The organism is Phycisphaerae bacterium, assembly GCA_012729815.1.
In the GTDB taxonomy this organism is placed as follows: Bacteria; Planctomycetota; Phycisphaerae; order JAAYCJ01; family JAAYCJ01; genus JAAYCJ01.
Map to the genome: position 1 here is coordinate 1 of JAAYCJ010000304.1, position 20,403 is coordinate 20,403.

At 63.0% G+C, this 20,403-nt stretch carries 24 protein-coding genes; 10 read left to right on the top strand and 14 right to left on the bottom strand.

Going from position 1 to position 20,403, the window contains the following annotated elements:
- The 3 genes from GXY33_19970 to GXY33_19980 all read right to left on the bottom strand — a co-directional run.
- A partial coding sequence (locus GXY33_19970) for a hypothetical protein (protein ID NLX07424.1) occupies nt 1-1,518 on the bottom strand: 1,518 nt, incomplete at its 3' end.
- 43 nt (nt 1,519-1,561) lie between these two features.
- Nucleotides 1,562-2,281: a hypothetical protein gene (locus GXY33_19975; GenBank protein NLX07425.1), complete on the bottom strand. Its 720-nt coding sequence runs from the start codon at nt 2,279-2,281 to the stop codon at nt 1,562-1,564.
- A gap of 36 nt (nt 2,282-2,317) precedes the next feature.
- Nucleotides 2,318-3,313, bottom strand: coding sequence for a LacI family transcriptional regulator (locus GXY33_19980; GenBank protein ID NLX07426.1), 996 nt, complete (start codon nt 3,311-3,313; stop codon nt 2,318-2,320).
- Nucleotides 3,314-3,464: 151 nt separating this feature from the next.
- Between GXY33_19980 and GXY33_19985 the strand changes: the two genes are divergently transcribed.
- Entirely contained in the window at nt 3,465-4,586 is a 1,122-nt protein-coding gene (locus GXY33_19985; GenBank protein ID NLX07427.1) for an exo-alpha-sialidase, read from the top strand.
- 61 nt (nt 4,587-4,647) lie between these two features.
- Here GXY33_19985 and GXY33_19990 read toward each other — a convergent pair whose 3' ends face one another.
- From GXY33_19990 to GXY33_20000, 3 genes are all read right to left on the bottom strand, one after another.
- Nucleotides 4,648-5,304, bottom strand: coding sequence for a hypothetical protein (locus GXY33_19990; GenBank protein NLX07428.1), 657 nt, complete (start codon nt 5,302-5,304; stop codon nt 4,648-4,650).
- Nucleotides 5,205-5,900 (bottom strand): hypothetical protein, encoded by a 696-nt coding sequence (locus GXY33_19995; protein NLX07429.1) that lies wholly within the window; start codon nt 5,898-5,900, stop codon nt 5,205-5,207. The genes GXY33_19990 and GXY33_19995 overlap by 100 nt, the downstream gene beginning before the upstream one ends.
- A gap of 135 nt (nt 5,901-6,035) precedes the next feature.
- Complete coding sequence (locus tag GXY33_20000) at nt 6,036-6,818, bottom strand: hypothetical protein (GenBank protein NLX07430.1); 783 nt, start codon at nt 6,816-6,818, stop codon at nt 6,036-6,038.
- A gap of 405 nt (nt 6,819-7,223) precedes the next feature.
- On the opposite strand from GXY33_20000, the gene GXY33_20005 reads away from it, so the two are divergent.
- From GXY33_20005 to GXY33_20035, 7 genes are all read left to right on the top strand, one after another.
- A complete protein-coding gene (locus GXY33_20005; GenBank protein NLX07431.1) occupies nt 7,224-8,126 on the top strand; it encodes an NAD(P)-dependent oxidoreductase in 903 nt (300 codons plus the stop codon).
- A 199-nt stretch (nt 8,127-8,325) separates the two neighbouring features.
- Nucleotides 8,326-9,420 (top strand): hypothetical protein, encoded by a 1,095-nt coding sequence (locus GXY33_20010; protein NLX07432.1) that lies wholly within the window; start codon nt 8,326-8,328, stop codon nt 9,418-9,420.
- A gap of 56 nt (nt 9,421-9,476) precedes the next feature.
- On the top strand, nt 9,477-10,043 hold the full coding sequence (locus tag GXY33_20015; GenBank protein ID NLX07433.1) for a hypothetical protein: 567 nt from the start codon (nt 9,477-9,479) through the stop codon (nt 10,041-10,043).
- A 66-nt stretch (nt 10,044-10,109) separates the two neighbouring features.
- Nucleotides 10,110-10,322, top strand: a complete 213-nt coding sequence (locus GXY33_20020; GenBank protein ID NLX07434.1) for a hypothetical protein — start codon at nt 10,110-10,112, stop codon at nt 10,320-10,322.
- 60 nt (nt 10,323-10,382) lie between these two features.
- Complete coding sequence (locus GXY33_20025; GenBank protein ID NLX07435.1) at nt 10,383-10,616, top strand: CopG family transcriptional regulator; 234 nt, start codon at nt 10,383-10,385, stop codon at nt 10,614-10,616.
- 116 nt (nt 10,617-10,732) lie between these two features.
- The gene (locus tag GXY33_20030; protein NLX07436.1) at nt 10,733-10,960 is read left to right on the top strand and encodes a hypothetical protein; all 228 of its coding nucleotides are present in this window, start codon (nt 10,733-10,735) and stop codon (nt 10,958-10,960) included.
- A gap of 15 nt (nt 10,961-10,975) precedes the next feature.
- Nucleotides 10,976-12,187 carry a hypothetical protein gene (locus GXY33_20035; protein ID NLX07437.1) on the top strand — a complete coding sequence of 404 codons (1,212 nt, stop codon included), beginning with the start codon at nt 10,976-10,978 and terminating at the stop codon, nt 12,185-12,187.
- Nucleotides 12,188-12,245: 58 nt separating this feature from the next.
- Here GXY33_20035 and GXY33_20040 read toward each other — a convergent pair whose 3' ends face one another.
- From GXY33_20040 to GXY33_20060, 5 genes are all read right to left on the bottom strand, one after another.
- The gene (locus tag GXY33_20040) at nt 12,246-13,067 is read right to left on the bottom strand and encodes a biotin--[acetyl-CoA-carboxylase] ligase (GenBank protein NLX07438.1); all 822 of its coding nucleotides are present in this window, start codon (nt 13,065-13,067) and stop codon (nt 12,246-12,248) included.
- Nucleotides 13,064-14,068 carry a carboxylating nicotinate-nucleotide diphosphorylase gene (nadC, locus tag GXY33_20045; GenBank protein ID NLX07439.1) on the bottom strand — a complete coding sequence of 335 codons (1,005 nt, stop codon included), beginning with the start codon at nt 14,066-14,068 and terminating at the stop codon, nt 13,064-13,066. The genes GXY33_20040 and nadC overlap by 4 nt, the downstream gene beginning before the upstream one ends.
- 30 nt (nt 14,069-14,098) lie before the next feature.
- Entirely contained in the window at nt 14,099-16,138 is a 2,040-nt protein-coding gene (gene uvrB / locus GXY33_20050; GenBank protein NLX07440.1) for an excinuclease ABC subunit UvrB, read from the bottom strand.
- 224 nt (nt 16,139-16,362) lie between these two features.
- Complete coding sequence (locus GXY33_20055; protein ID NLX07441.1) at nt 16,363-16,563, bottom strand: hypothetical protein; 201 nt, start codon at nt 16,561-16,563, stop codon at nt 16,363-16,365.
- A gap of 68 nt (nt 16,564-16,631) precedes the next feature.
- Complete coding sequence (locus GXY33_20060) at nt 16,632-17,645, bottom strand: HD domain-containing protein (protein ID NLX07442.1); 1,014 nt, start codon at nt 17,643-17,645, stop codon at nt 16,632-16,634.
- A 79-nt stretch (nt 17,646-17,724) separates the two neighbouring features.
- On the opposite strand from GXY33_20060, the gene GXY33_20065 reads away from it, so the two are divergent.
- On the top strand, nt 17,725-18,510 hold the full coding sequence (locus GXY33_20065; GenBank protein ID NLX07443.1) for an SAM-dependent chlorinase/fluorinase: 786 nt from the start codon (nt 17,725-17,727) through the stop codon (nt 18,508-18,510).
- Nucleotides 18,511-18,522: 12 nt separating this feature from the next.
- Here GXY33_20065 and GXY33_20070 read toward each other — a convergent pair whose 3' ends face one another.
- Complete coding sequence (locus tag GXY33_20070; protein NLX07444.1) at nt 18,523-19,032, bottom strand: nitroreductase family protein; 510 nt, start codon at nt 19,030-19,032, stop codon at nt 18,523-18,525.
- Nucleotides 19,025-19,324 carry a DUF962 domain-containing protein gene (locus GXY33_20075; protein ID NLX07445.1) on the bottom strand — a complete coding sequence of 100 codons (300 nt, stop codon included), beginning with the start codon at nt 19,322-19,324 and terminating at the stop codon, nt 19,025-19,027. Before GXY33_20075 ends, GXY33_20070 begins: the two co-directional genes overlap by 8 nt.
- Nucleotides 19,325-19,636: 312 nt before the next feature.
- Here GXY33_20075 and GXY33_20080 point away from each other — a divergent pair, with 312 nt between their 5' ends.
- A complete protein-coding gene (locus GXY33_20080; protein NLX07446.1) occupies nt 19,637-20,014 on the top strand; it encodes an Hsp20/alpha crystallin family protein in 378 nt (125 codons plus the stop codon).
- Between the two features lie 105 nt (nt 20,015-20,119).
- Here the strand turns inward: GXY33_20080 and GXY33_20085 are convergent.
- Nucleotides 20,120-20,403 (bottom strand): hypothetical protein (locus GXY33_20085; protein NLX07447.1); only part of this gene is annotated, 284 nt, incomplete at its 5' end.

Genomic DNA, 20,403 nt, shown 5'->3' on the forward strand with positions numbered 1-20,403 from the left:
ACCGTTGAGGTTCAGCGCAAAGTACTGCACCATCTCGCGCCACGCCGGACCGTACGCCAGCCATGCCGCACGAGGCGCCAGGTTCGAGATAATCCACGCCTCATCCGTCGGGACGTCGGGATTCCACAAGTACTGGCTGGCGATCACGTTGATCAGATCCAGATGAACGTGCGCCACGTCGTAAAAGTACGATTCGATCGTCCCGTCGTGGCGCTTGGCGTCCGTGTAGTTCGTGTCCCACGTGCCGCCATTCCACAGCGGCGTGTACCGGAAATTGCACAGCTTCGTGCCCAGATACCGGTGATACCCCGCGACCTGCTCCGGCGTCCGATCCTCGAGAACAAAATAGAACCGATCTTTCATATCCTGCGGAACCGACTGCCCAACGACGCGAAGGTACTCGCGGAAGTGATTGATGTCCGGAAGCGCATCGTTGTTCGGAGCCTCGTAATAGCACGGCAGCGTCAAAAACACGTCGGCGTTGGCATTGCTCTGCCGGATCGCCTCCAGCATCGCCGCGAACCGCGCCGCGTCCGCCCGCGCCGGCGTCGGATCGTCCGGATAATTCGCCCGATCCACCGCGTCCCGCTCGGCCCAGAAATCCTGAACGTACTCGAACCACCAGCCGGCGTCCGTCGCGTCGTGCCAGACATACAACCCCATGCTCGGGTCCGCCACCGCATTGCCCGCCAATTCCGCGTACCCTCGAATCGAATTCGGATCCGACCAGTTCCACGCCGCCAGCGGAGACTCCAGCTTCGGTCGCTCCCAATACCCGTATCCCAGCCGCAGCCCGCGGGCCAACGCATACGCCTGCTGATTCGTGTACCCGCCGTAACCGTAGAACCCGTGCGAAATCCGCTGAAGCCCAGCCTTGCGGTGAATGAACATCCGCTGCTGCTCGACCGGCATGTCCGACTTCAACCCGTTCACATCGGAAGTCACCCGCGCCTCAAACGCCGGCCAATCGATCAGATCGACGCCGCGCACCGTAAACCGTCCCTCCTCCACCCGCACCAACTGCGACCACGCGAATAAGGCATAGTAAATTCCCTGCTCCGACGGGCTGATCAGGTAGACCGTCGGCTCCGCCTCACCCAGAAAACTGCGAATGATAAAGCTCTGATCCCTCCGCAAACCGCCCGGCAGCTTCTCCGCAACGAACGGCCCGCTCAGCAGTTCCCCCCGCAACCCCTCCGGCACATCGTCCAAATCCACCAGCACGATCCGGAATCCCGTCGGCTGGGTGGTCCCTTCCGCTACCGAAACCGCCATCGCCCTGCCGCAACGGCGACTCAGATACTCACCCAAATCCCCCGCCATCATCCCGACCTTCTCAGCCGAAAAGGACCCACCCGCCGCCAACATAATCCGATCGGGAATTGGGACAACCGCCGACCGATACTCGACGACCCGCGGAATTGGAAAAATCTCACGTCCCGCCTCCGGATCGAACGACCCCGCCACCACGCACACCGACAACATCAACGACAACAACGCGCAAAACGAGACTCTCATGGTTCTTTCCCACTGACACCGGAGCGATCTCGCTCGGATCAGATCAATAATCCGGATCCCAGTCCTCAGGACACTCTTTCCAGTAGCCGGTCAAAAACCAGCTCGGCTTCTCAAACGATGCGTACGAACCCACGTGCCCGTCAACAAATGTGAAGTTCGCCCGTACCCCGCTATGGCAGCCGTTCACGCTGCCTCCCCACTCGCCCACCGCCCCGTCCTGACCCCATTCCCAAACCTGCCCGTAGCTGTTCCCCAGCGTAAATCCTGAACGACCGCCCACGCTGTCTCCCACGAACAGCTTCTGCGACGGATTGTTCACCCTCTCGAGCCTTATCGAACCGCCCGACTCCTCCAGATGCCTGTTCCGGCCGTACGAGGAACTGAAGGGCGGGAACCCGTCCACCGCAACGCTCCCCACCGGACAGTACAAGAACCCGCTGTCATAATCCCAACCTCCCGGCGGCGACCGCAGAACCCGATCGCCGGGCAGATATCTTAAACCCACCAGCCGCCAGTTCCACCGCTCGTTATATACCGGCTCGCCCGACGGCACCGGAGACACCACCCGCGGCGGCTGCCGACCTTGATAGTCATCCCCGTACCCAACGCACCCTTTGTGAATCTGGCTCAACCGAGCCGCGCAGAGGACCATTCGCGATTGGTCCCGCCCCGCCGTTAGCGCCGGCAACAAAATCGACACCAGCACCAACAGCTCGATCAGCGTGAACGAACTCGCGCCGTATCTGCCGTCACCGCCTCCCATGCGTTTCAACCTGGAATGGTATCGCGCCCACATGGCTCACGCACTGCTCCTGATGGTCAACGACGACGCCAGACTCAGCGACCGCGGGCTCGCCCCGCGGTCACTGCTCACCAGCTTAAACAGCAAATCCACCGCCTCGCCCGCCAACCGCTCGATCCCCGCCCCGATCGTGGTCAACGCGGGATGGTAATACGCCCCCGCCTCCGTCCCGTCGATCCCCACCACCGCGATATCCCGCGGCACCTCCAATCCGCCGTCCCGTATCCCGCTGATCAGACCGGTCGCCGCGTAATCCGAATATGCGATCACCGCCGTCGGACGATCCGCCTCCTCAGCCAACGCCCGACCCATCTGACGCACCGTCCGCAAATCGCTCCCGCCGTTGACGATATGCCATTCCATCCGGTGACGTTCGCACGATTCACAAAACGCGATCGTCTTCGGATCCACCAGCGGCAGCGGCAGCGGATACGCCACCATCCAGACCTTCCGGTGGCCCCGGCCCTTCAGATGCGCGACCGCCCCATCCATCCCGCTCAGCCAATCCGTCGATACGCTCGAAATCCCTTCGATGGCCATATCGACCAGCACGATCGGAAAACCCGTCTCAACCACGTACTGGTGCTGCGGCGTGCCCGGCTGAAGCCCGCCCGCCACCATCAACACCCCGTCCACACGCCCGTCCAGAAGCATGTCCAGACACTCAACCTCTTTCGCAAAATCCCACTCAGTAACCGAAACAATCAGGTGATAGCCCTTCCTATCCGCTAAATGCAGCGTGTGCGATGTCAGTTCCGCATAGAACGGCGTGTGAATATCCCCGCAGATCAACCCCAACGAGTTCGTCTTGCCCCGCGCCAGCGCCCGCGCCGCGTACGACGGCCGATAGTTCAACTCCCGCGCCGTTCGAAAGATCCGCTCCCGCGTCTTCGCGGAGATCCGCAGCCCCGAAGGCTTGTTGTTCAACACCTTCGAAACCGTGGTCATCGTCACCCCGACACGATTCGCAATATCCGAAATCTTGGCCGCCAAGTCTGATTCCTTAGCCGGGGTTAACGTATGACGTTTAGCGCTTACCCTAATCATAAGCCGTTTCTTTTTTAATACAAGACCTTTTCATCCAGCCGACGGTATAATCCCAGCCGTTACAGGTGCATGTCTTCTACTGATGAAGGATAAAACTATGGCATCGGGTGAGAAAGTTGACCGGGTGGTGGTTGCCAATCCGGACTGGTACGCCAGCTTCCCGCAGTTGTTTCGGACCGACCGTGAGGTGGTACTGCTCTTCCAAGTCCAGGAATTGGAGAGACTTAAGGCAATCCCAGAGCATCCGCACTGGCAGAAGGTGGCCCAGCCCCGCTGGGCCGTCTCACGCGATCAGGGCCTCAGTTGGGACGTCACGGACCGCCCCCCGCAAGTCGGCCGCGTCCTCGACGCGACCAACCCCTCATGCCCATTGGCCGACGGCGGAACCGTCACGCTGAGCTTTGATCGCAATCGGCCCAAGGTCGCCCTGATCGAACACGGCACGGTCGGCGGCTACCGACCGTATCAGAGCACCGACCTCCCCGGCGCCGAAAAGCACGCGTTCGATAACTTCGGTCCCTACAACGAGTTCTGTCCTTTCGGCGTCGCGCGAACTCCCGACGGGGCAATCATCGCCTGCGGCTACGCCACCATGCCGGCTGAGTTGTCGGGCACAGCCTGGACGAAAACCAACACGCTGTTCCTGCAGAGCGACGATGAGGGGCGTACGTGGCGATACCTTTCCGATCTGCCGAACCCCTACCCGTTCGGATTCAGCGAAGCCGATCTGGTCGCCGGGCCCGGCGACTACCTCCAGGTCTACATGCGGGCCGACTGGAACTACGTCCCGCGCGAGCAATGGCCGCCCGAAGCCGACACCGGCGAGGAACGCTACGGCTACTTCCTGTACCGCTCCGAATCGGTGGACGGCGGGCGAACCTGGTCGGTTCCGGAGCAACTGCCCCTCTGGGGCCATCCGCCGTGCGTCAAACGTCTGCGCAGCGGGAACTTACTGCTGGTCTGGGGCCATCGCCAGCCGCCCTACGGGGCCGTCGGCTGCATCAGTTCCGACAACGGCAAGACGTGGGACCCGTCAAAGGCCAAGCAACTCATCGGCTTCGACCCCGGCGGCTACGACCTGGGCTATCCGGTGGCCACGCAATTCCCCGACGGCCGGATTCTCTGCGCCTGCTACGGCTACTCCACCAACGAGATATACGGCAAAGTCCCCCACGGTATCTTCGCCTCGACCTTCGATGAGCAGTGGCTCGCCCGGTAAACGCGGAAAGGGACACGGCACGCCGAGTCCCTTTCCGGATAAACACTCTTGACGAGGCGGGCTACGGGCTTGCGGGAGGCGCCAGCGTGCCTTCGGGGTTGTACTTGACGATGTAGATGTCCGTCTCGCCGGCCGAGTTCAGCGTCGCTGCGCCGGCAACTCCTTGTCCGAACGTCACCGAATTGGCAAACTGACCGACCGCGATGACGCAGCCGTCCTCGGCGATCGCGACGCCGTAGCCGATGTCGGTACCCGCGCCGCCGACCGAACGAACCCACGAAAGCGCGCCGCCGGAATCGTACTTGGCCACGAAGATATCGAACTCACCGGCTGCGGTGTGCGTGACCTCCGCGGGCAGCGTGGGCGCGAAGACCGCGGTGGACGCATACGCGCCGGTCACGGCCACCGAACCATCGGTGTGGACGCCGAGCCGGGTCGCCGCCTCCATCGACAGTCCGGTGATCTGGGCGGCCCAGTTCAACGAACCGGCCGAATCGAACGAAGCCAGATAGGCATCCATCTCAATCGCCACCATCGGCACCGTATCCAGTCCCGTGCCGAACAGGGCGCCGGGCGCGAACATGCCGCAGAGGGCGTAGTTGCCGTCGGCATCGCGGGTCAGGCCGACTCCGGACCCTTCACTCTGCGTGCCGCCGCTGGCCTGCTGGACGGAGAGGAACGTGCCGTCGGACGAGTAACGGGCGACGAAACATCCCAATCGATGGCGCCCGGGCTGGTCAGCACGGTCTGGTTGGGCTCACCGGGCCCGAACGTGGCCTCGTCGCGGAAGCACCTGGCGATCAACACGGACCCATCGGTCAGAACATGGATCGCCTCGACCACAGCACTGGCTGTGCCTCCGGCCCGCTTCGCCCCGTACAGGACTCCATCAGCGGAATAGGCGGCCATGAACGCATCCTGGCCTCCGGTCGAGGTCAGCGTCACCGGGCTGCCTCCCTCGTCGAGCCCGAAGTCGACCGTCAGGTCAAAAGCGCCGGCGACGAAGATCGTCCCGTCATCCGCCACCGTCAGGTCGCGAGGCTCGCAGGTATCGTTGGGATCCGACGCCCCTTCCACCGCCATGGCCCTGGCCCACAGCAGTTCGCCATCCGGCGTATACCTGGCCACAAAACCGTCGCCGCCGCCACCCGTGGTAAACGAGGTCTCGTTCGGATCGCGCTCGCCGAACGTGGCGGTCTCGCGGAAGACGCCGGCCACCACGACCGAACCGTCCGGAGCGATGGCGGCGGAGTTCGCATAGTCCGGCGCGGTCCCGCCGATCCGAAGCGCCCACGGCGTTGACTGGACGGTCACCTGCCTGGCCGTCTGGCCGATCGTCCCGCCGGTATCCTTGACCTGAAGGGCGATGGTAGGGCTTCCGCCCCCGCCGTAGATGTGTGACGCCGTCTTGGTCGTACTCCAGTCGGTATCATAGGTCCCGTCGCTGGTCTAGTCCCAGCGGACCTGAAGTTCGGCGAGTTCATCCTGCTGATCGGTGGAACCCGAGGCGTCCACATTCACGTTCAAGCCCGAGGCGGTGGCACCGAACGTCGCGGTCGGCATCCATTGCGGCGAAAGCACCGTCACCTCCTTGATCTCCTCATCCGTCAGGCCATCGACGTCCATCACCTGCAGCCGCACAGGGTAGTCAGCCATCGCCGAATAGGTATGCGTCTGAGCGGTCAGGCTGGTGCTCCAGTCGGTATCGTAAGTCCCGTCACCGTCCCAGTCCCAGCGGACCTTGAGACTCTCGGCGTCGTTGTCGGTGGCGCCGTTCGGGTCGAAGTTCACCGTCAGGTCCTGCTCGGCCAGCGTCGCGGTGAAGGCTGCGGTCGGCGGATTGGCGTAGCGGGCCTGGAACATGTTCGCCACGAGATCGAATGGATCGCTTTCATCGCCGGTCAGCTCAGCCGAATCGAATGTACCGACCAGCCCGAACCCGGTCGAATCGTGGTAGACTTCGGTGACCGTGTTCGGGTCGCCCGCGCCGAACCGGACGGCCAGTTGCGCCGTAATGTTGGCATCGCTCTCCGCGAAGTCCAGGCGAACCACGCCCACACCGGTCCGCGGCTCGGGCACGTTCAGATCGCCACCGCCCTCGACCTCGAAAGTGAAGGCGACCTCGGCTGAGGTCTGGCCGGGGGTCACCTCTGAAACCGCCACCGAGAGGGTCAGATCACCCAACTGCCGCTGAATATCCTGACCGAGCGACACGGCCTGCCCGTCCAGCATCAGTACGCCGGTGGAACTGACGCTCAGTCCGATCGTGAGCGCCTGGCCTACGGCGTGGTGATTGTCGCGCTGTACGCATCCGCCGCCGCGTTGGGGTCGTTGGGATCGACCGTATTGGGGTCGAGTGTATTCGGATCCGCCGGCGGCGCGCCGCCGCAGCCCGGAATCGCCCACACAGAAGCCAACTACAAGGCGATGGCACAGAACCAGACCTTTCGCGAGACTTGGAACGGCTGACAACTTATGAATCACCTCACACCAAATGGGAATGCAGGCCGCCGACAGGACGGAACTTCACACCACGAGACCTGTTGTTACCAGAGTTATCGACCACCCGCGAGAACTGCTTGACGGTTATGAACGGTCCTTCTATAACCCGGTCAGGAAACCCTTGGGAGGCGAAATATGAACGTGGAACCGGGTCGAACGCGGATCGGATGGATCGGAACCGGTGTGATGGGCTCGTCGATGTGCGGCCGGCTGATGGCCCAAGGCTATTCGGTCACGGTGTTCAATCGGACGCGCAGAAAAGCGCAGAGACTGTTGGATCAGGGGGCGACGTGGGCCGATTCGCCGCAAGCCATTGCCGAACAATCAGATGTGACATTCACCATCGTCGGCTTTCCCAGGGATGTGCAACAGTTGCACCTGGGGGACGGCGGAATCCTGGCTGCGGCGAAGTCCGGGTCGGTGGTGGTGGACATGACCACGACCAAGCCGAGCCTGGCGGTGGAGATATACAAAGCGGCCAAGGGCAAAGGCGTCGAGGCCATCGATGCGCCGGTCTCCGGGGGCGATGTCGGGGCGAGGAACGGAACCCTCTCGATCATGATTGGCGGCGATAAACAAGCAGTTGACTTTATCATGCCGCTGTTCGAGGCGATGGGCAAGAGCATCGTCTATCAGGGCCCGGCCGGTTCGGGCCAGCACGCCAAGATGTGCAACCAGATCCAGATCGCGGGCACGATGATCGGGATGTGCGAGTGTCTGCTGTACGGGGCGAAGGCGGGGCTGGACCTGGAGACCATGTTGCAGTCGATCCGGGGCGGGGCGGCTGGGTGCTGGTCGCTGGACCATCTGGCTCCGAGGGTTCTGAAGCGGAACTTTGATCCGGGTTTCTTTGTCGAGCACTTTATCAAGGACATGAGGATCGCGCTTGAGGAGGCCGGACGCATGAACCTGTGCCTGCCGGGGCTGGCGCTGGTGCATCAGTTGTACGTGGCGGTGGCGGCCCAGGGGCACGGCAAGAACGGCACACAGGCCCTGATGCTGGCTCTGGAGCAATTGTCGGGCGGGGCAGCAAAATGAATTATGTTCAATCACTGTGAGTGCTTCGGCGGTTGGGTTTTTTGCCCTTGGCAGCGGCTGGCGGGGGCGGATATAATCCCGCTTCGGAAGCGGCTGGAAGTTCCGCAGCGATAAGCAGTTAGTACTTGCGGACGGCGGATTTCCCGTATAGAATTAGTTTAGCTGCCAAACCGGCCCACACGAAGACAAGGAGCTGCCGATGATCCGAAGATCCTTTATCCTCCCCTGGATTGGCTTGCTGTGCGCTCTGGCGTGGACGGGCGGCTGCGCCGACCTTCGGATGTGGAATGACGATTTTCTGGACACGTTCCAGCCGTGGGGCATGACGGCTGAGGACCAGATGCAGGGCGAGGGCCCGCTGATCGTCGTGGTCGAGAACCTGACTCGGGCGGCGAATCATAGCGAACGGGCGAACATCCACATCAGTGCGGAGAGCCGGACGGCCTCGGGGATATCGACGACGCTGATGTCGGTTCCCGCACAGGATCGACCGGGCAATGAGGCCTACCGGGACACCTTCGTGCTTAACTGCAAGGACGTTCAGAGCGTCAGCATGCAGGCGACGCTGAACCGGGTCAGCGTCATCTCGGAGAGCGTTTCGGGCGTGTTCCAGGGGGAGAACGAGACGATCTACCTGGCCACGGAAGGGGCAAGCGTCGAGGAGTGGGGCTTCCAGAGAGGCCAGATCATAGACGCGGCGGAAACGGGGGTTGAAAACGCCGAGGACAGCGAGCATTCCGTCTGCCGGATTGAGATGACCGATCAGAACGACACCGTGCGGGTGGATATACCGGTGGTCAGCACGTTCTCGTCCTTCACCCGCAACACGCACTTCGAGTGCGGGAGCGTCCTGGTGTTCGGGATCACCGAAGGCCGGGTCAACGGAGCGATTGACTGGCAGACCTACGAGTGCGACTACTTTTTGGGCACCCTGGGTTCGGAGCAGATCAAGCGGGTGACCGGAGCGGACATCGTGCTGTTTCGCAGCATGCTGTCGGCGGAGGATCTGGAGTACATCGACGAGCAGAACATCCTGAGCCTCTGGGCTGAGCAGGGCGAGGAGGCGCTGACCGAGGACCAGCGTCAGAAGATCGAGGAGTTCAAGGTCCGCACCGCGTCCATTTTCAACTCGTATTTCCGCGATCCGGGACACTTCCTGCTCACGGCGTTGTTCCCGTATCCCAAGCAGTACATGACGATCGGCCTGGCCCTTCCTCAGTTCACGAACCTGGACAACATCCGGTTTCTGATCGAGGAAGCGGCGGAGCAGATGACGACGATCCCGGCTCCGTAGCGGCGACGGGATCCGGCGTTGACCGAGACGGCCCCCAATCCGATGGAGACAATAGCATGACGATCAGTGGAAAGCGCAGTGGAGTGCTGGCTGCGATGGTTCTGGCGATGCTGATTCCGGCGTCGGGGTGTCAGCTTGTCCCGGAGATCTTCAACGAGGACATCTTCCTCAGCGCGATCGACATGGAGAGCGGCACGCAGAACCAGGCCCGCCCGGAAGATGAGAATCTGATTCGCCTGAACTTCAACAACCGCTTGGAGCACACGGTGGTACTGACGGTGCTGGTGCACCGCCCCAGCAGGATCGAGACCGTGAAATGGACCCTGTACGGCCGGTCGACGGTCGGGCAGTTCCTGACCAATTGTCAGAACGATCCGCCGTCGCTGATCCGCCTTCAGTTCCTCGGCGAGGATCAGAGCGTCGAGCTTCCCGAAGAGATGTTCTTCCCGGACGCGTACGTGTTCGTCAACGGGGTGCCCACGCTGATCAGCAAGGCGCCGCCGCCGCTTCAGTTGGACCGGGACTACGTATGCGGCGATTCGGTGGAGTTCATCATTCGGACGAAGCCGGAGGACGCCAAGAAGTTCGAGATTCTGGCTGCGGTTTACCGCGCCAAGAATTAGGGCGTCGCGCCGACCGACGGCAAGAGTGATCGACAGGTTTCAGGCCCGCGAAGCAAGGAAACTGGTATGAAACGAGCCGGTTTGGTGACAGTGGTGGTTTTGGTGCTGGCCGCGGCGGGACTGGTTCCCGGCTGCATCCGGTTGACCAACCCCGTGACCGAGACGATCAATCCCTACACGCAGTGGGATCTCTTCAACGCCGTGGACATCACGGAACTGGTGGACGCCATCGCGTTTGAGATCTCGCGAACCGGACAGGCGCCGACTCCCGAGGAATAGTCGCACCGCCGGGTTGGTAGCGCAGATGCAGCTTCGTCCGATGGAGGCCGATCGATTCGCATGGAAAACGCAGCGGATAAGGTAACGATCAAGATTCCGCGGGAGTTGTACGCCAATCTTCAGGGCATGATTCGCGGGACGGGGTTTCGGTCGGTGACCGAGTTTGTGGTGCACGTGCTTCGCGACGTGGCCAGCGGCGGGAAGCTTCGGGAGAACAAGGGGCAAGGCGGGCTGAGCCATGATGAGATCGAGCTGGTCCGCCAGCGTCTGCGGGCGTTGGGGTATATTGAATAGGCCACTTCTGAGGCCGTCTGTGAGGGGAATGCGCCGGCTTCGTCCAGCGCGGTAGCGGATTAGAGAAGTGAGGGGGTTTCGCGTGGGCAGCCAACTCCGAATGTGGAGGCATGCTGATGGATGATCTAGCGAGACTGAAGAAGAAACAAAAACGATCTTGGTCTTCCTTCATCATGATGGACATCTTCACGCTCCTGCTGACCATTCTGTGCTTTCTCGTCGCCGAAGTGGATGCGAGAGCCGTAATTCCGATAGTATTCTTGACGGCTGCCGCGTTGGCCGGCTACGTGGACTACCGAATCGTGTCCCTCAAGATCGAGATGCTGGAGCGGCAGCATTCATAGTGCTTCATGGGGCGGATGACGGACGATTCATATTCGCGGCTGGAGCGGTTTTATCGCGGGCTGATCGGCGAGCGGGCTGAGCAGTTGCGGCGGTTGCGCGAGCGATCCGGGCTCAAGATCGCGCGGGCGGTGCCTGGTCGGTTTGATCGGGCGCGGCTTTGGAGGCTGGTCGAGGAGTTAAAGCTGATTGTTGGACGGGCGCAGCGGGAGTTCGCGCCGCGGCCCGTGTATGACGATGCGGTGCTGATCGATACGGAGTTGGCCGGGCGGCTGAGCGAACAGCGGGTGCTCGATGAGGGCGGCGTGTACATTCAGGCCGCACCGAGTTATCTGGTGATCCGGCACTTGCAGGGCGTGTCGCCCGAATCGATGAATGGCGGAGAGTCCGCCGAGGGCGGCGGACCTACAGCTTCGCAGATCGAGGAGGCGTCGTACGCCCTGGATCTGTGCGCGTCGCCGGGCGGCAAGGCGTTGCACGTCTACGACCGCTTTGAACGCCGTCGGCCTGTGATCGCCAACGAGTATTCGCAGGCCCGCCGGATGCGCCTGGTCAGCGTGCTGCGGACTTACGGGGCTGAGGCACTGCCGATGGTCGGGATTGACGCGGGGACGGTGTGCCGGTTTGCGGTCAACGAGATTCCGCTGATCGTGCTGGACGCCCCGTGTTCGGGCGAGGCGCACCTGGTGCGGAACGCCAAGGCGCTTTCGCAGTGGCGGCCGCGGCAGACGCAGATGCTGGCGTTGCGACAGCGCGGGATGGCGTCGTCGGCGGTTCACGCCCTGAAGCCCGGCGGCATTCTGCTCTATTCGACCTGTACGATCTCGCCATTCGAGAACGAGCTGATGGTCGATGACCTGCTCAAGCGATTCGGCGACGCGGTCGAGCCGATCCCGTGGCCGAAAGGCGTCATCGACGAGTTCGCTAACGATCCAGCCGACCTGGAAGTCCTTTCGGAGGTGGAAGGCAAGCAGATCGACGAGCGGATCGTCCGCTGCGCGTGGCGGTTCTGGCCTGCGGCGTTGGGCGAACCGTTTTTCGCCGTCCAGATCCGCAAAGTCAAACCCACCCAGCCGAAGCGCGAAGCCAAACCGGTCCCGATCGGCTATCCGCACCACAAGTCGAAACAGGCGCGGCGGCCGGTGCGGGTCGGGCCGGCTGGACGCGAGTATGCCGTGCCGTCGGAGTGGCCGGAGTTGCCGGGGTTGCCGTATCTGCGGATGGGTTGATTGAGGAAAGCGCGAGCGAAGGTTGGGGGCGAAGGCTGGTGCGTCCGGAGGACGCACCCTACGTGACGAGGCGGGAGGCGCCCGGGCGCAGGTGCCAGATCAGGCCGTCGTGGTCCTGGACGAGCAGCGAGTGCTCGCGAGGGTCCAGATCGATGATCCGCGCGTCAAGCCGGCGATTCTCGTGCTCGACGGTCACCGGCCCGTTGCGGCCGGGCGTGAGGGCCAGCCAGTCGCTTCGCAGCGAGTCCAGGTCGTCGGCGGCGACCCTCGCCACCATTTTGTCGAATTCGATGAGCAGATTGCGGGCCAGGCGCAGGCGGTCGGAGTCGTCGAGCTTTCGATCAAGGACTATCGCGGCGGAGCAGGCCCGCTCGGCGATCTCGGCTGGGAATTCGTCCGTCCGCTGCGTGACGTTGAGGCCGATGCCGATCACGAACGCTGAGGCTGAGGGATCGATCTGCGAGCCTTCGATAAGGATTCCGCCGAGTTTTTTGCCAGCGACGTAGACGTCGTTGGGCCAGCGGAGGACCGCGTCGATTGCGAAGGTCCGCCGCACCGCCAGCGCCGCCGCCAGGGCTGCGGCCAGGTTGACCGGGCCGGCGTACCGCCCCACTTGGCCGTCGAAGATCAGGAGGACCGAACAGAGCACCGACGAGTTCGGCGCGGCCAGCCACGATCGGCCCGCGCGCCCGCGGCCCTGCGTCTGCTGGTTGGCGAAGACCGCCAGCCCGTCGTAGCGCCGGTCGGACTGCACCGAGCGGAGGACGTCATTGGTGCTGCTGACGCTCGGGTAGACGATGCAGGTGGTTCCCACGCGGCGAACGCCGAGATCCTTTTCGATCGCAGCGGCGCTGAAGACCGGCGAGCCGGCGGGTTTCATGCCGAGGCTTCCGCGGACCGGAAGGTGGCGGTCTGCAGTTCGAGGGTCAGGTCGAGGGCTGGGGCGGAGTGGGTCAGGGCCCCTACCGCGATGCGGTCGATGCCGGTCCGGGCCACGTCGGCGATGTTGCTCAGATCGACGCCGCCGCTGGCTTCGAGGAGCGGAACGGGCTGCGGCGAGTCGATGCCGGAGCGGGCGAACCAGTCGTTGCGAATGGCGACCGAGTTGCGGAGCTGGTTGATGCTCATGTTGTCCAGCAGGATCACATCGGGCCGGCCCTCGAGGGCGTCGATCAACTGGTCGATCCGGTCGACCTCGACCCAGATCGGCAGGTCCTTTTTCTTGCGGCGCAGGGCCGTCCGGACCCGCCGGACCATTTTGGGGATGTTGAAGTGGTCCATCGCGGCGATGTGGTTGTCCTTGATCATCACGCCGTCGCAGAGGCCGAGGCGATGATTGGTGCCGCCGCCGCATCGGACGGCATACTTGTCGAGGATGCGGTAGGCGGGCATGGTCTTGCGAGTGTCGGTGATGACGGCTCCGGTGCCGGAGATGGCCTGGACGCAGCGGGAGGTCATGGTGGCGATGCCGCTGAGGCGCGAGAGGAAGTTCAGGAATATCCGTTCGGCCATCACGATCGAGGCTACCGGTCCGGAGATCATCGCGATCTGCTGGCCGGCCCGCACGTACGTGCCGTCGGCGACCAGCACTTCGACGGTCATGGCCTTGCTGTAGTGCGGCGCGATCTGGCCGACGATCCACCCTCCAGCCAGGGCCCCGTCGGTGTTGGCGCTGATCACGGCTTCGCCGATGAGCGAACGGTCGACGATCATGCGGGCGTCGACCAGGTCGGGGTCCGGGACGTCTTCGCGGACCGCCAGCTCGATCAGCGGCTCGGCCGCCCGGTGGAGCTGCGGCGGCGTAAAGCCGCACTCGCGGGGCAGCAGTTCGGCCGCCATCGCTTCAAACAGACGCTCTTTGCCTCCGGTAATCACCGGCAAATCCGTCACTCCTGTCAAGGAAACACCCGGTCAGGACCTCTTCGCCGACCGCCGCCGCCCCCGGCCCTTGGGGCCGGAAGCGTTCTGTGCCGTATCACTTTTAACCGTCTCGCCGCGAACTTCAAGCAGTTTATCCCGAATCAGGGCCGCATGTTCGAACTCAAGCCGCTCGGCCGCTTCGAGCATTTCCTGTTCGAGCATCCGGGCCAGTTCGTCCTTGTCGAACTTTTCCTCGTCGGCTCCGACGATCGTCCGTTCGATCTTGCGGGCGGTGATTTCGGTTTCGAGGCCGGCGCGGATGGCTTTGCGGACGGTTTCGGGCGTGATGCCGTGCTCGCGGTTGTAGGCCTCCTGGATCTCGCGGCGGCGCTGGGTCTCAGCCATCGCCTGCTCCATCGCGGGGGTGATTTTGTCGGCGTAGAGGATGACCTCGGCGTTGACGTTGCGGGCGGTCCGGCCGATCATCTGGATCAGCGAGGTCGGCGAGCGGAGGAAACCCTGCTTGTCGGCGTCGAGAATGGCCACCAGCGAGACCTCGGGCAGGTCGAGCCCTTCGCGGAGCAGGTTGACGCCGATAATCACGTCGTAGGTGCCCATCCGCAGGTTCTTGAGGATCTCAACCCGTTCGAGGGTGTCGATCTCGGAGTGCAGGTAGTGGCAGTTGATACTCTCAGCGGCGAAGTAGTTGGCCAGGTCCTCAGCCAGACGTTTGGTCAGCGTGGTGACCAGGACCCGCTCGCCGCGGGCCACGCGGCCGTTGATCTGCTCGTGCAGATGGGGCACCTGCCCGCTGGCAGAGTGGACGTATATCTTCGGGTCGATCAGGCCGGTCGGGCGGATGATCTGCTCGACCACCTCGCCGGCGCACTTCTGCAGTTCGTAGGGGCCCGGCGTGGCGGAGACGAACAGGATGTTGTTCCAGAGGGTTTCGAACTCCTCGAACCGCAGCGGCCGGTTGTCCAGGGCGCTGGGCAGGCGGAAACCGTGCTCGACCAGCACTTCCTTGCGGTGCCGGTCGCCCGCGTACATGGCCCGAAGCTGCGGCAGCGTCACGTGGGACTCATCGAGGATCAGCAGGTAGTCTTCGGGGAAATAGTCGATCAGGGTGTAGGGCCGGCTGCCCGCCGGTCGGCCGGAGAGGTGCCGCGAGTAGTTTTCAATGCCCGAGCAGTAGCCGACTTCGCGGAGCATCTCCATGTCGTACCGCGTCCGGGCGGCGAGGCGCTGGGCCTCGAGCAGCTTGCCCTGGGTCTTGAGTTCGTCGAGGCGGTCTTCAAGTTCTTTTTCGATGAATTCGAGGGCGGCTTCGACGCGGTCTTCGGGGATCACGTGGTGCTTGGCCGGGTAGAGGACCATCGTCTCCTGGCGGTGGATGGTCTGGTTGGTCAGCGGGTTAATCAGGTGGATGGCGTCGACCTCGGTGTCGAACAGCTCGATCCGATAGCCGTACTCGGCGTAGGCTGGATAGATTTCGATGTTGTCTCCACGAGCGCGGAATTTGCCGCGGGCCAGGTCGGTGGTCGATCGCTCGTACTGCATTTCGACCAGGCGGGCCATCAACTCAGCCCGGTCGAGGGTCTGACCCCGCCGGACGTTCAGGACCAGGGCTTTGTAGTCTTCCGGGTCGCCGAGGCCGAAGATGCACGAGACGCTGGCCACGATGATGGTGTCGCGCCGGGCCAGCAGGGCGCTGGTGGCGGCCATCCGCAGGCGGTCGAGATCCTCGTTTCGCGAGGCGTCCTTCTCGATGTAGATGTCCCGCTGAGGGATGTAGGCTTCCGGCTGGTAGTAGTCGTAATAGCTGACGAAGTACTCGACCGCGTTGTGGGGAAAGAGCTCGCGGAATTCCTCGTAGAGCTGGGCGGCGAGGGTCTTGTTGTGCGAAATGACCAGGGCCGGACACTGGTGCCGGGCGATCACGTGGGCCATGGTGAACGTCTTGCCCGAACCGGTGACCCCCAGCAGCGTCTGGAAGGGTTGGTTCTGGCGCAGCCCTTCCGAGAGCTGTTCGATGGCCTGCGGCTGATCGCCCTGCGGCCTCAGATCGGTTACCAGTTCAAATCGATCCATAACGAGTAATTATACTCGGTGTACGCTCTATGGCGTACTCATCGAGCTGCCATCTTCTTGCAGTCGCACTTATTAAAATGCTTCTATAGATATATCGGTCGTCTAGCGCAATCCTGCCGCAGCGGTTGAAAGTCTCAAGAGTGCGGCAACGACGGGACAGGCGAGGCAATGCGTGAAAGGGCGCAGAAGATCACCCAGGCAATACAATAGAAGCGGGACTACTACTAGAGGTTCCGCGGGCTCAGGCGGCTGGGCTCTTCGATCAGCCAGAACCGGTCCCAGTCCTCAACGGCCATCTTCCAGTTCTTTTCATGGACTTCGCTGATCCGGTGGGACCGCTCGCGGGATGACTGTCCAAGGGTGGCACAGCCGGCCAGGGAGATCGAGAAGGCGGCCAACATCAGCACTGCCAGAAGTTTACGCATTGCCATACCTCGCTTTGCAAGTGTCCGGCCCATTGTATCGCCGCCCCGACAAGCCCGTCAAGGCAAAATCATGAGCCAGACCGGTCGCCGTCCTTACCCGCCTTGCCGTAGAGGCCGCCTTTGTAGAGGCGGCGTTCGAGGGATCGGACGTAGCCGGTCCAACTGGTTTCCGGGTCGGTGGCGTTGGCCGATTCGATCTCGAGGCGGACCATTTCGAGCTTGGCGTCGAGGTTGTCGAGGTGGTGGAGGGCGAGGGATTCGGCGGTCATGGGTAGCCGGGCGGCGCCGAGTTCGTATTCGCCGTGGTGCGAGAGGACCATGTGCTGGAGCAGGTGCAGGATACGCTCCGGGAACGGCTCGCCGAGTTCCTTTTCCGCCAGGCGGGCCTTCTGCTCGATGAACAACGCTCCGATCACCAGGTGTCCGACGAGCTGTCCTCCGTCGCTGTACTTGAACGCCCCTTCGCAGGTCAGTTCATGGGTCTTGCCGATGTCGTGGAGGAACGTGCCGGCGATCATCAGGTCCATGTCGATCTGCGGGTATCGCGGCCCGACCAGCAGGACCAGTTCCATGAGGTTCAGCGTGTGTTCGAGGAGGCCGCCGATGCAGGCGTGGTGCATCTGGACGGCGGCTGGGGCCTTGCAGAACTGCTCCATGAGCTTCTTGTCGTCGACGAACTGCTTGACCAGGTAGAGGACGTTGCGGTCCTTGACCATTCGGAGGATCTCCAGGACCCGCCTTTTCATCTGGTCGATGTCCTTGGCGGTCTTGGGCAGGAGTTCCTCGACGTCGGCGGCGGAGACATCGACGGCTTTGATGCCCTCGATGATGAACTGCAGCGAGCCCTTGTAGCTCTCGGTCCGGCCGCGGACCTTGACGAAGCCGTCCTGGGGCAGGAGGTTGTAGAGTTCCTGCGAGGCCTGCCACACGCGTCCGGGCATCTGTCCGGTGCGGTCGGCCAGGACCGCGTGAATGTAGAGCGATCCGTTGTTGGCGCTGCGGAGGTCTTTTTGCGTGAGCAGGAAGACCTGATCGTCGAGGGTGTCGCCGGAGGCGAGGTCCTTGATATAGCGTCTGGACATAAGCGAAGGCTTCCTATAAACTGGAAAACTTGAACTATACTCCTTTTCCGGCTGGGTATCAAGACTTTAAGGACGGGCGATGGCGACGATTACGCTGACCAGCGATTTCGGTCTGGCTGACTACCATGTCGGGGCGATCAAGGGGATTATCCTGCAGATTGTTCCGGACGTTCGGCTGGTGGACATCACGCACGAGATAGCGCCGCACGACGTTCTGGGCGGCGCGCTGGTTTTGCGGGAGGCGTGGCGGGCGTTCGCACCGGGCACGATCCACGTGGCGATCGTGGATCCGGGCGTGGGCTCGCAGCGGAAGATCATCCTGGCCCAGTACGGGCGGCAGTACCTGCTGGTGCCGGATAACGGCCTGATCACGCTGATCCATCAGATCAGCCCGCCCGAGCGGCTGTTCGTGGTGGCCAACGAGGCGCTGTTCTGCCAGCCGGTCAGCCCGACGTTCCATGGCCGCGACGTTTTCGCCCCGGTCGCGGCGCATCTGGCCCGAGGCCTGAAGCCCGAGCAGATCGGGCCGGAGACGAACCTGGTGAACCTGCTGGAGTTGCCGGTCGAGCACCTTCAGGACGGCAACAAGCTGGTCGGACGAGTGATTCACGTGGACCGGTTCGGGAACCTGGTGACGGACCTGTCGGCTGACGAACTGCGCCGATTCGTCCGCAAGGATCATGTGCCGGAGGTTAGGGTCGCGAATCGCTCGATGGGGCCGATCCGCGTGACCTTCGCCGACGTGCCGGCGGGCGAGCCGGTGGCGTACATCGGATCGGCGGGATTCCTCGAAGTGGCGTTCAATCAGAAGCGGGCCGACCACGAGCTGTCGGCCGGCAAGGGAACGGCGGTCGAGGTCGTCTGACCGCGCCGCTGGTTAGAACTTCTCCCAGTGCAACACTTCAGCCACGGGCTTTTTCGCCGCGCGGCTTGCCTCCTGGGCGGAGCGGCCGACGGCCACGTGGGCGACCAGCTTCATGTTCGCCGGGGCGCCGAGCAGTTTGACAATATCGCTGGCGTAAGGTTTCTTGTCGCCCGCCACCCAGCAGGTTCCCAGCCCCAGGGCTTCGGCGGCGAGCAGGATGTTCTGCGTGGCGGCGCTGCCGTCCTCGATGAAGTACTTGGTGTCCTCGCAGAGGACGACGATGCACGCCGGAGCGTCGGCGATGAACTTACCGTATTCGGTGATCTCAGCGATCCGGCGGCGCATGGCCGGGTCGGTGACCACCACGAAATGCCACGGCTGAACGTTCCGCGCGGTGGCCGCCAAGCGTCCGGCGTCCACGATCCGCTCGAGATCCTCGCGCGCGACCGGATCGGGCCTGAACTTGCGGTGGCTGCGGCGGGACTTGAGCACGTCGAGGGCGTATTTGGCACGGTCATCCATCTTGCGCCTCCTTGATTGGGGGCTCGACCTCGGCGACGTAGGGCCGGCCGAGCAGTTTCTTGACCAGGATGAGTTCGCCCGCGTCGTTGCCCTCGATCGCGTGGCCGATGAACTGCAGGGCGTAACCGATCACCAGCCCCCCCCCTGCCGCCAGCCAGTACGCCGCTGCGCCGGTGGCTCCGGCGGCGACGGCCAGCGGTATGGCGGCGATGGTCAGCGGAATCCCGATCGCGTGTAGCACGAGACTCCGGCGGTTGCGATGGCGACGAAACCAGTTTTCGAACATGGGCAACGGCGTCTCCTATAAGGTTCCCATAACTATATCGGAGTCCGAATCGCCAGGCAACCGCACACGGTCCAATCTGACAATTTGACAGTTTTTAATCGCGGCCAGGAATCCGCGATGCAAACCCTTGTGCCGCCGGTATTTACAAAACAGCACATTGGCACGGAGTTTGCAATGGAGAAAGGCGGCGAAGCGAACCCGGGCAACCGGGGCGGATCGCACGGTTTTTTGGAAAGGAGGAACACCATGATACCAGTGAGAGTTGAACGGCGCAGAAACGTTCCTGGCAGATTGGCTGAGTTTTGGGGAGATGCAAACATGATGACGGACTTCGATCGATTCTTTGAGCGGGTGTTCGGTGATCGTCAGGGCGGCGGCTGGTACCCGGCCGATGTGTGGGAGGACGAGGAGAGCCTGCACATCGAGCTGGAGATGCCTGGCTTCAAGTCCGAAGACGTGCAGCTCAGCTACGAGGCGGGCATTTTGCGGGTCGAGGCGGAGAAGAAACCCACAGAGGCCAAGGGCCAGTATCACCTCTCGGAGCGGCGCTACGGCAAATTCGTCCGGGCGTTCCAGTTGCCCAACGTGATCGACCCGGAGAGCATCAACGCCTCGTTCCGCGACGGCGTGTTGAACATCTCGCTGTCGAAGAAGCCGGAGACCAAGGCGCGGAAGATCGAGATCAAACCCGGCTAGTCGCCGCCGGCGGACCTCCCGAACGAGCAAGAACCTCACCATGGGCCGATCCAACGATCGGCCCGTTCTTTGCGCGAAGATTGCGATCGGGAGTTGAGAGAAAAGTTACTCGGCCAGAGGCAGCGCCAGCGAGAAGCAGGTGCCCGCACCGGGCGTGCTTTCGACCGACAGCACGCCGCCGGCCTGCTCGACGATGTACTTGGAGATGGCCAGGCCCAGCCCGGTGCCCTGCATGTCCGGCCGCTCGGCTTTCGACTTGGTGGTGAAGAACGGATCGAAGATTCGCGGGAGCTGTTCCGGATCGATGCCGCAGCCGGTGTCGGCCACCTCGATCGACACCTGCCGGTCGGCGGCCTTCGACCGGATGGTCAGCCGGCCGGCCTTGCCGA

Excerpts from the sequence above, each read along its gene's own strand:
- GXY33_19985 (NLX07427.1), top strand. The coding sequence starts at position 3,465 with ATGGCATCGGGTGAGAAAGTTGACCGGGTGGTGGTTGCCAATCCGGAC.
- GXY33_20080 (NLX07446.1), top strand. The coding sequence starts at position 19,637 with ATGATGACGGACTTCGATCGATTCTTTGAGCGGGTGTTCGGTGATCGT.
- GXY33_20020 (NLX07434.1), top strand. The coding sequence starts at position 10,110 with ATGAAACGAGCCGGTTTGGTGACAGTGGTGGTTTTGGTGCTGGCCGCG.
- GXY33_20000 (NLX07430.1), bottom strand. The coding sequence starts at position 6,818 with ATGCTGGACGGGCAGGCCGTGTCGCTCGGTCAGGATATTCAGCGGCAG.
- GXY33_20055 (NLX07441.1), bottom strand. The coding sequence starts at position 16,563 with ATGCGTAAACTTCTGGCAGTGCTGATGTTGGCCGCCTTCTCGATCTCC.
- GXY33_20005 (NLX07431.1), top strand. The coding sequence starts at position 7,224 with ATGAACGTGGAACCGGGTCGAACGCGGATCGGATGGATCGGAACCGGT.
- GXY33_20015 (NLX07433.1), top strand. The coding sequence starts at position 9,477 with ATGACGATCAGTGGAAAGCGCAGTGGAGTGCTGGCTGCGATGGTTCTG.
- GXY33_20040 (NLX07438.1), bottom strand. The coding sequence starts at position 13,067 with ATGAAACCCGCCGGCTCGCCGGTCTTCAGCGCCGCTGCGATCGAAAAG.
- uvrB (NLX07440.1), bottom strand. The coding sequence starts at position 16,138 with ATGGATCGATTTGAACTGGTAACCGATCTGAGGCCGCAGGGCGATCAG.
- GXY33_20025 (NLX07435.1), top strand. The coding sequence starts at position 10,383 with ATGGAAAACGCAGCGGATAAGGTAACGATCAAGATTCCGCGGGAGTTG.
- GXY33_20010 (NLX07432.1), top strand. The coding sequence starts at position 8,326 with ATGATCCGAAGATCCTTTATCCTCCCCTGGATTGGCTTGCTGTGCGCT.
- GXY33_20035 (NLX07437.1), top strand. The coding sequence starts at position 10,976 with ATGACGGACGATTCATATTCGCGGCTGGAGCGGTTTTATCGCGGGCTG.
- GXY33_20070 (NLX07444.1), bottom strand. The coding sequence starts at position 19,032 with ATGGATGACCGTGCCAAATACGCCCTCGACGTGCTCAAGTCCCGCCGC.
- GXY33_20030 (NLX07436.1), top strand. The coding sequence starts at position 10,733 with ATGGATGATCTAGCGAGACTGAAGAAGAAACAAAAACGATCTTGGTCT.
- GXY33_20065 (NLX07443.1), top strand. The coding sequence starts at position 17,725 with ATGGCGACGATTACGCTGACCAGCGATTTCGGTCTGGCTGACTACCAT.
- GXY33_20060 (NLX07442.1), bottom strand. The coding sequence starts at position 17,645 with ATGTCCAGACGCTATATCAAGGACCTCGCCTCCGGCGACACCCTCGAC.
- GXY33_19975 (NLX07425.1), bottom strand. The coding sequence starts at position 2,281 with ATGGGAGGCGGTGACGGCAGATACGGCGCGAGTTCGTTCACGCTGATC.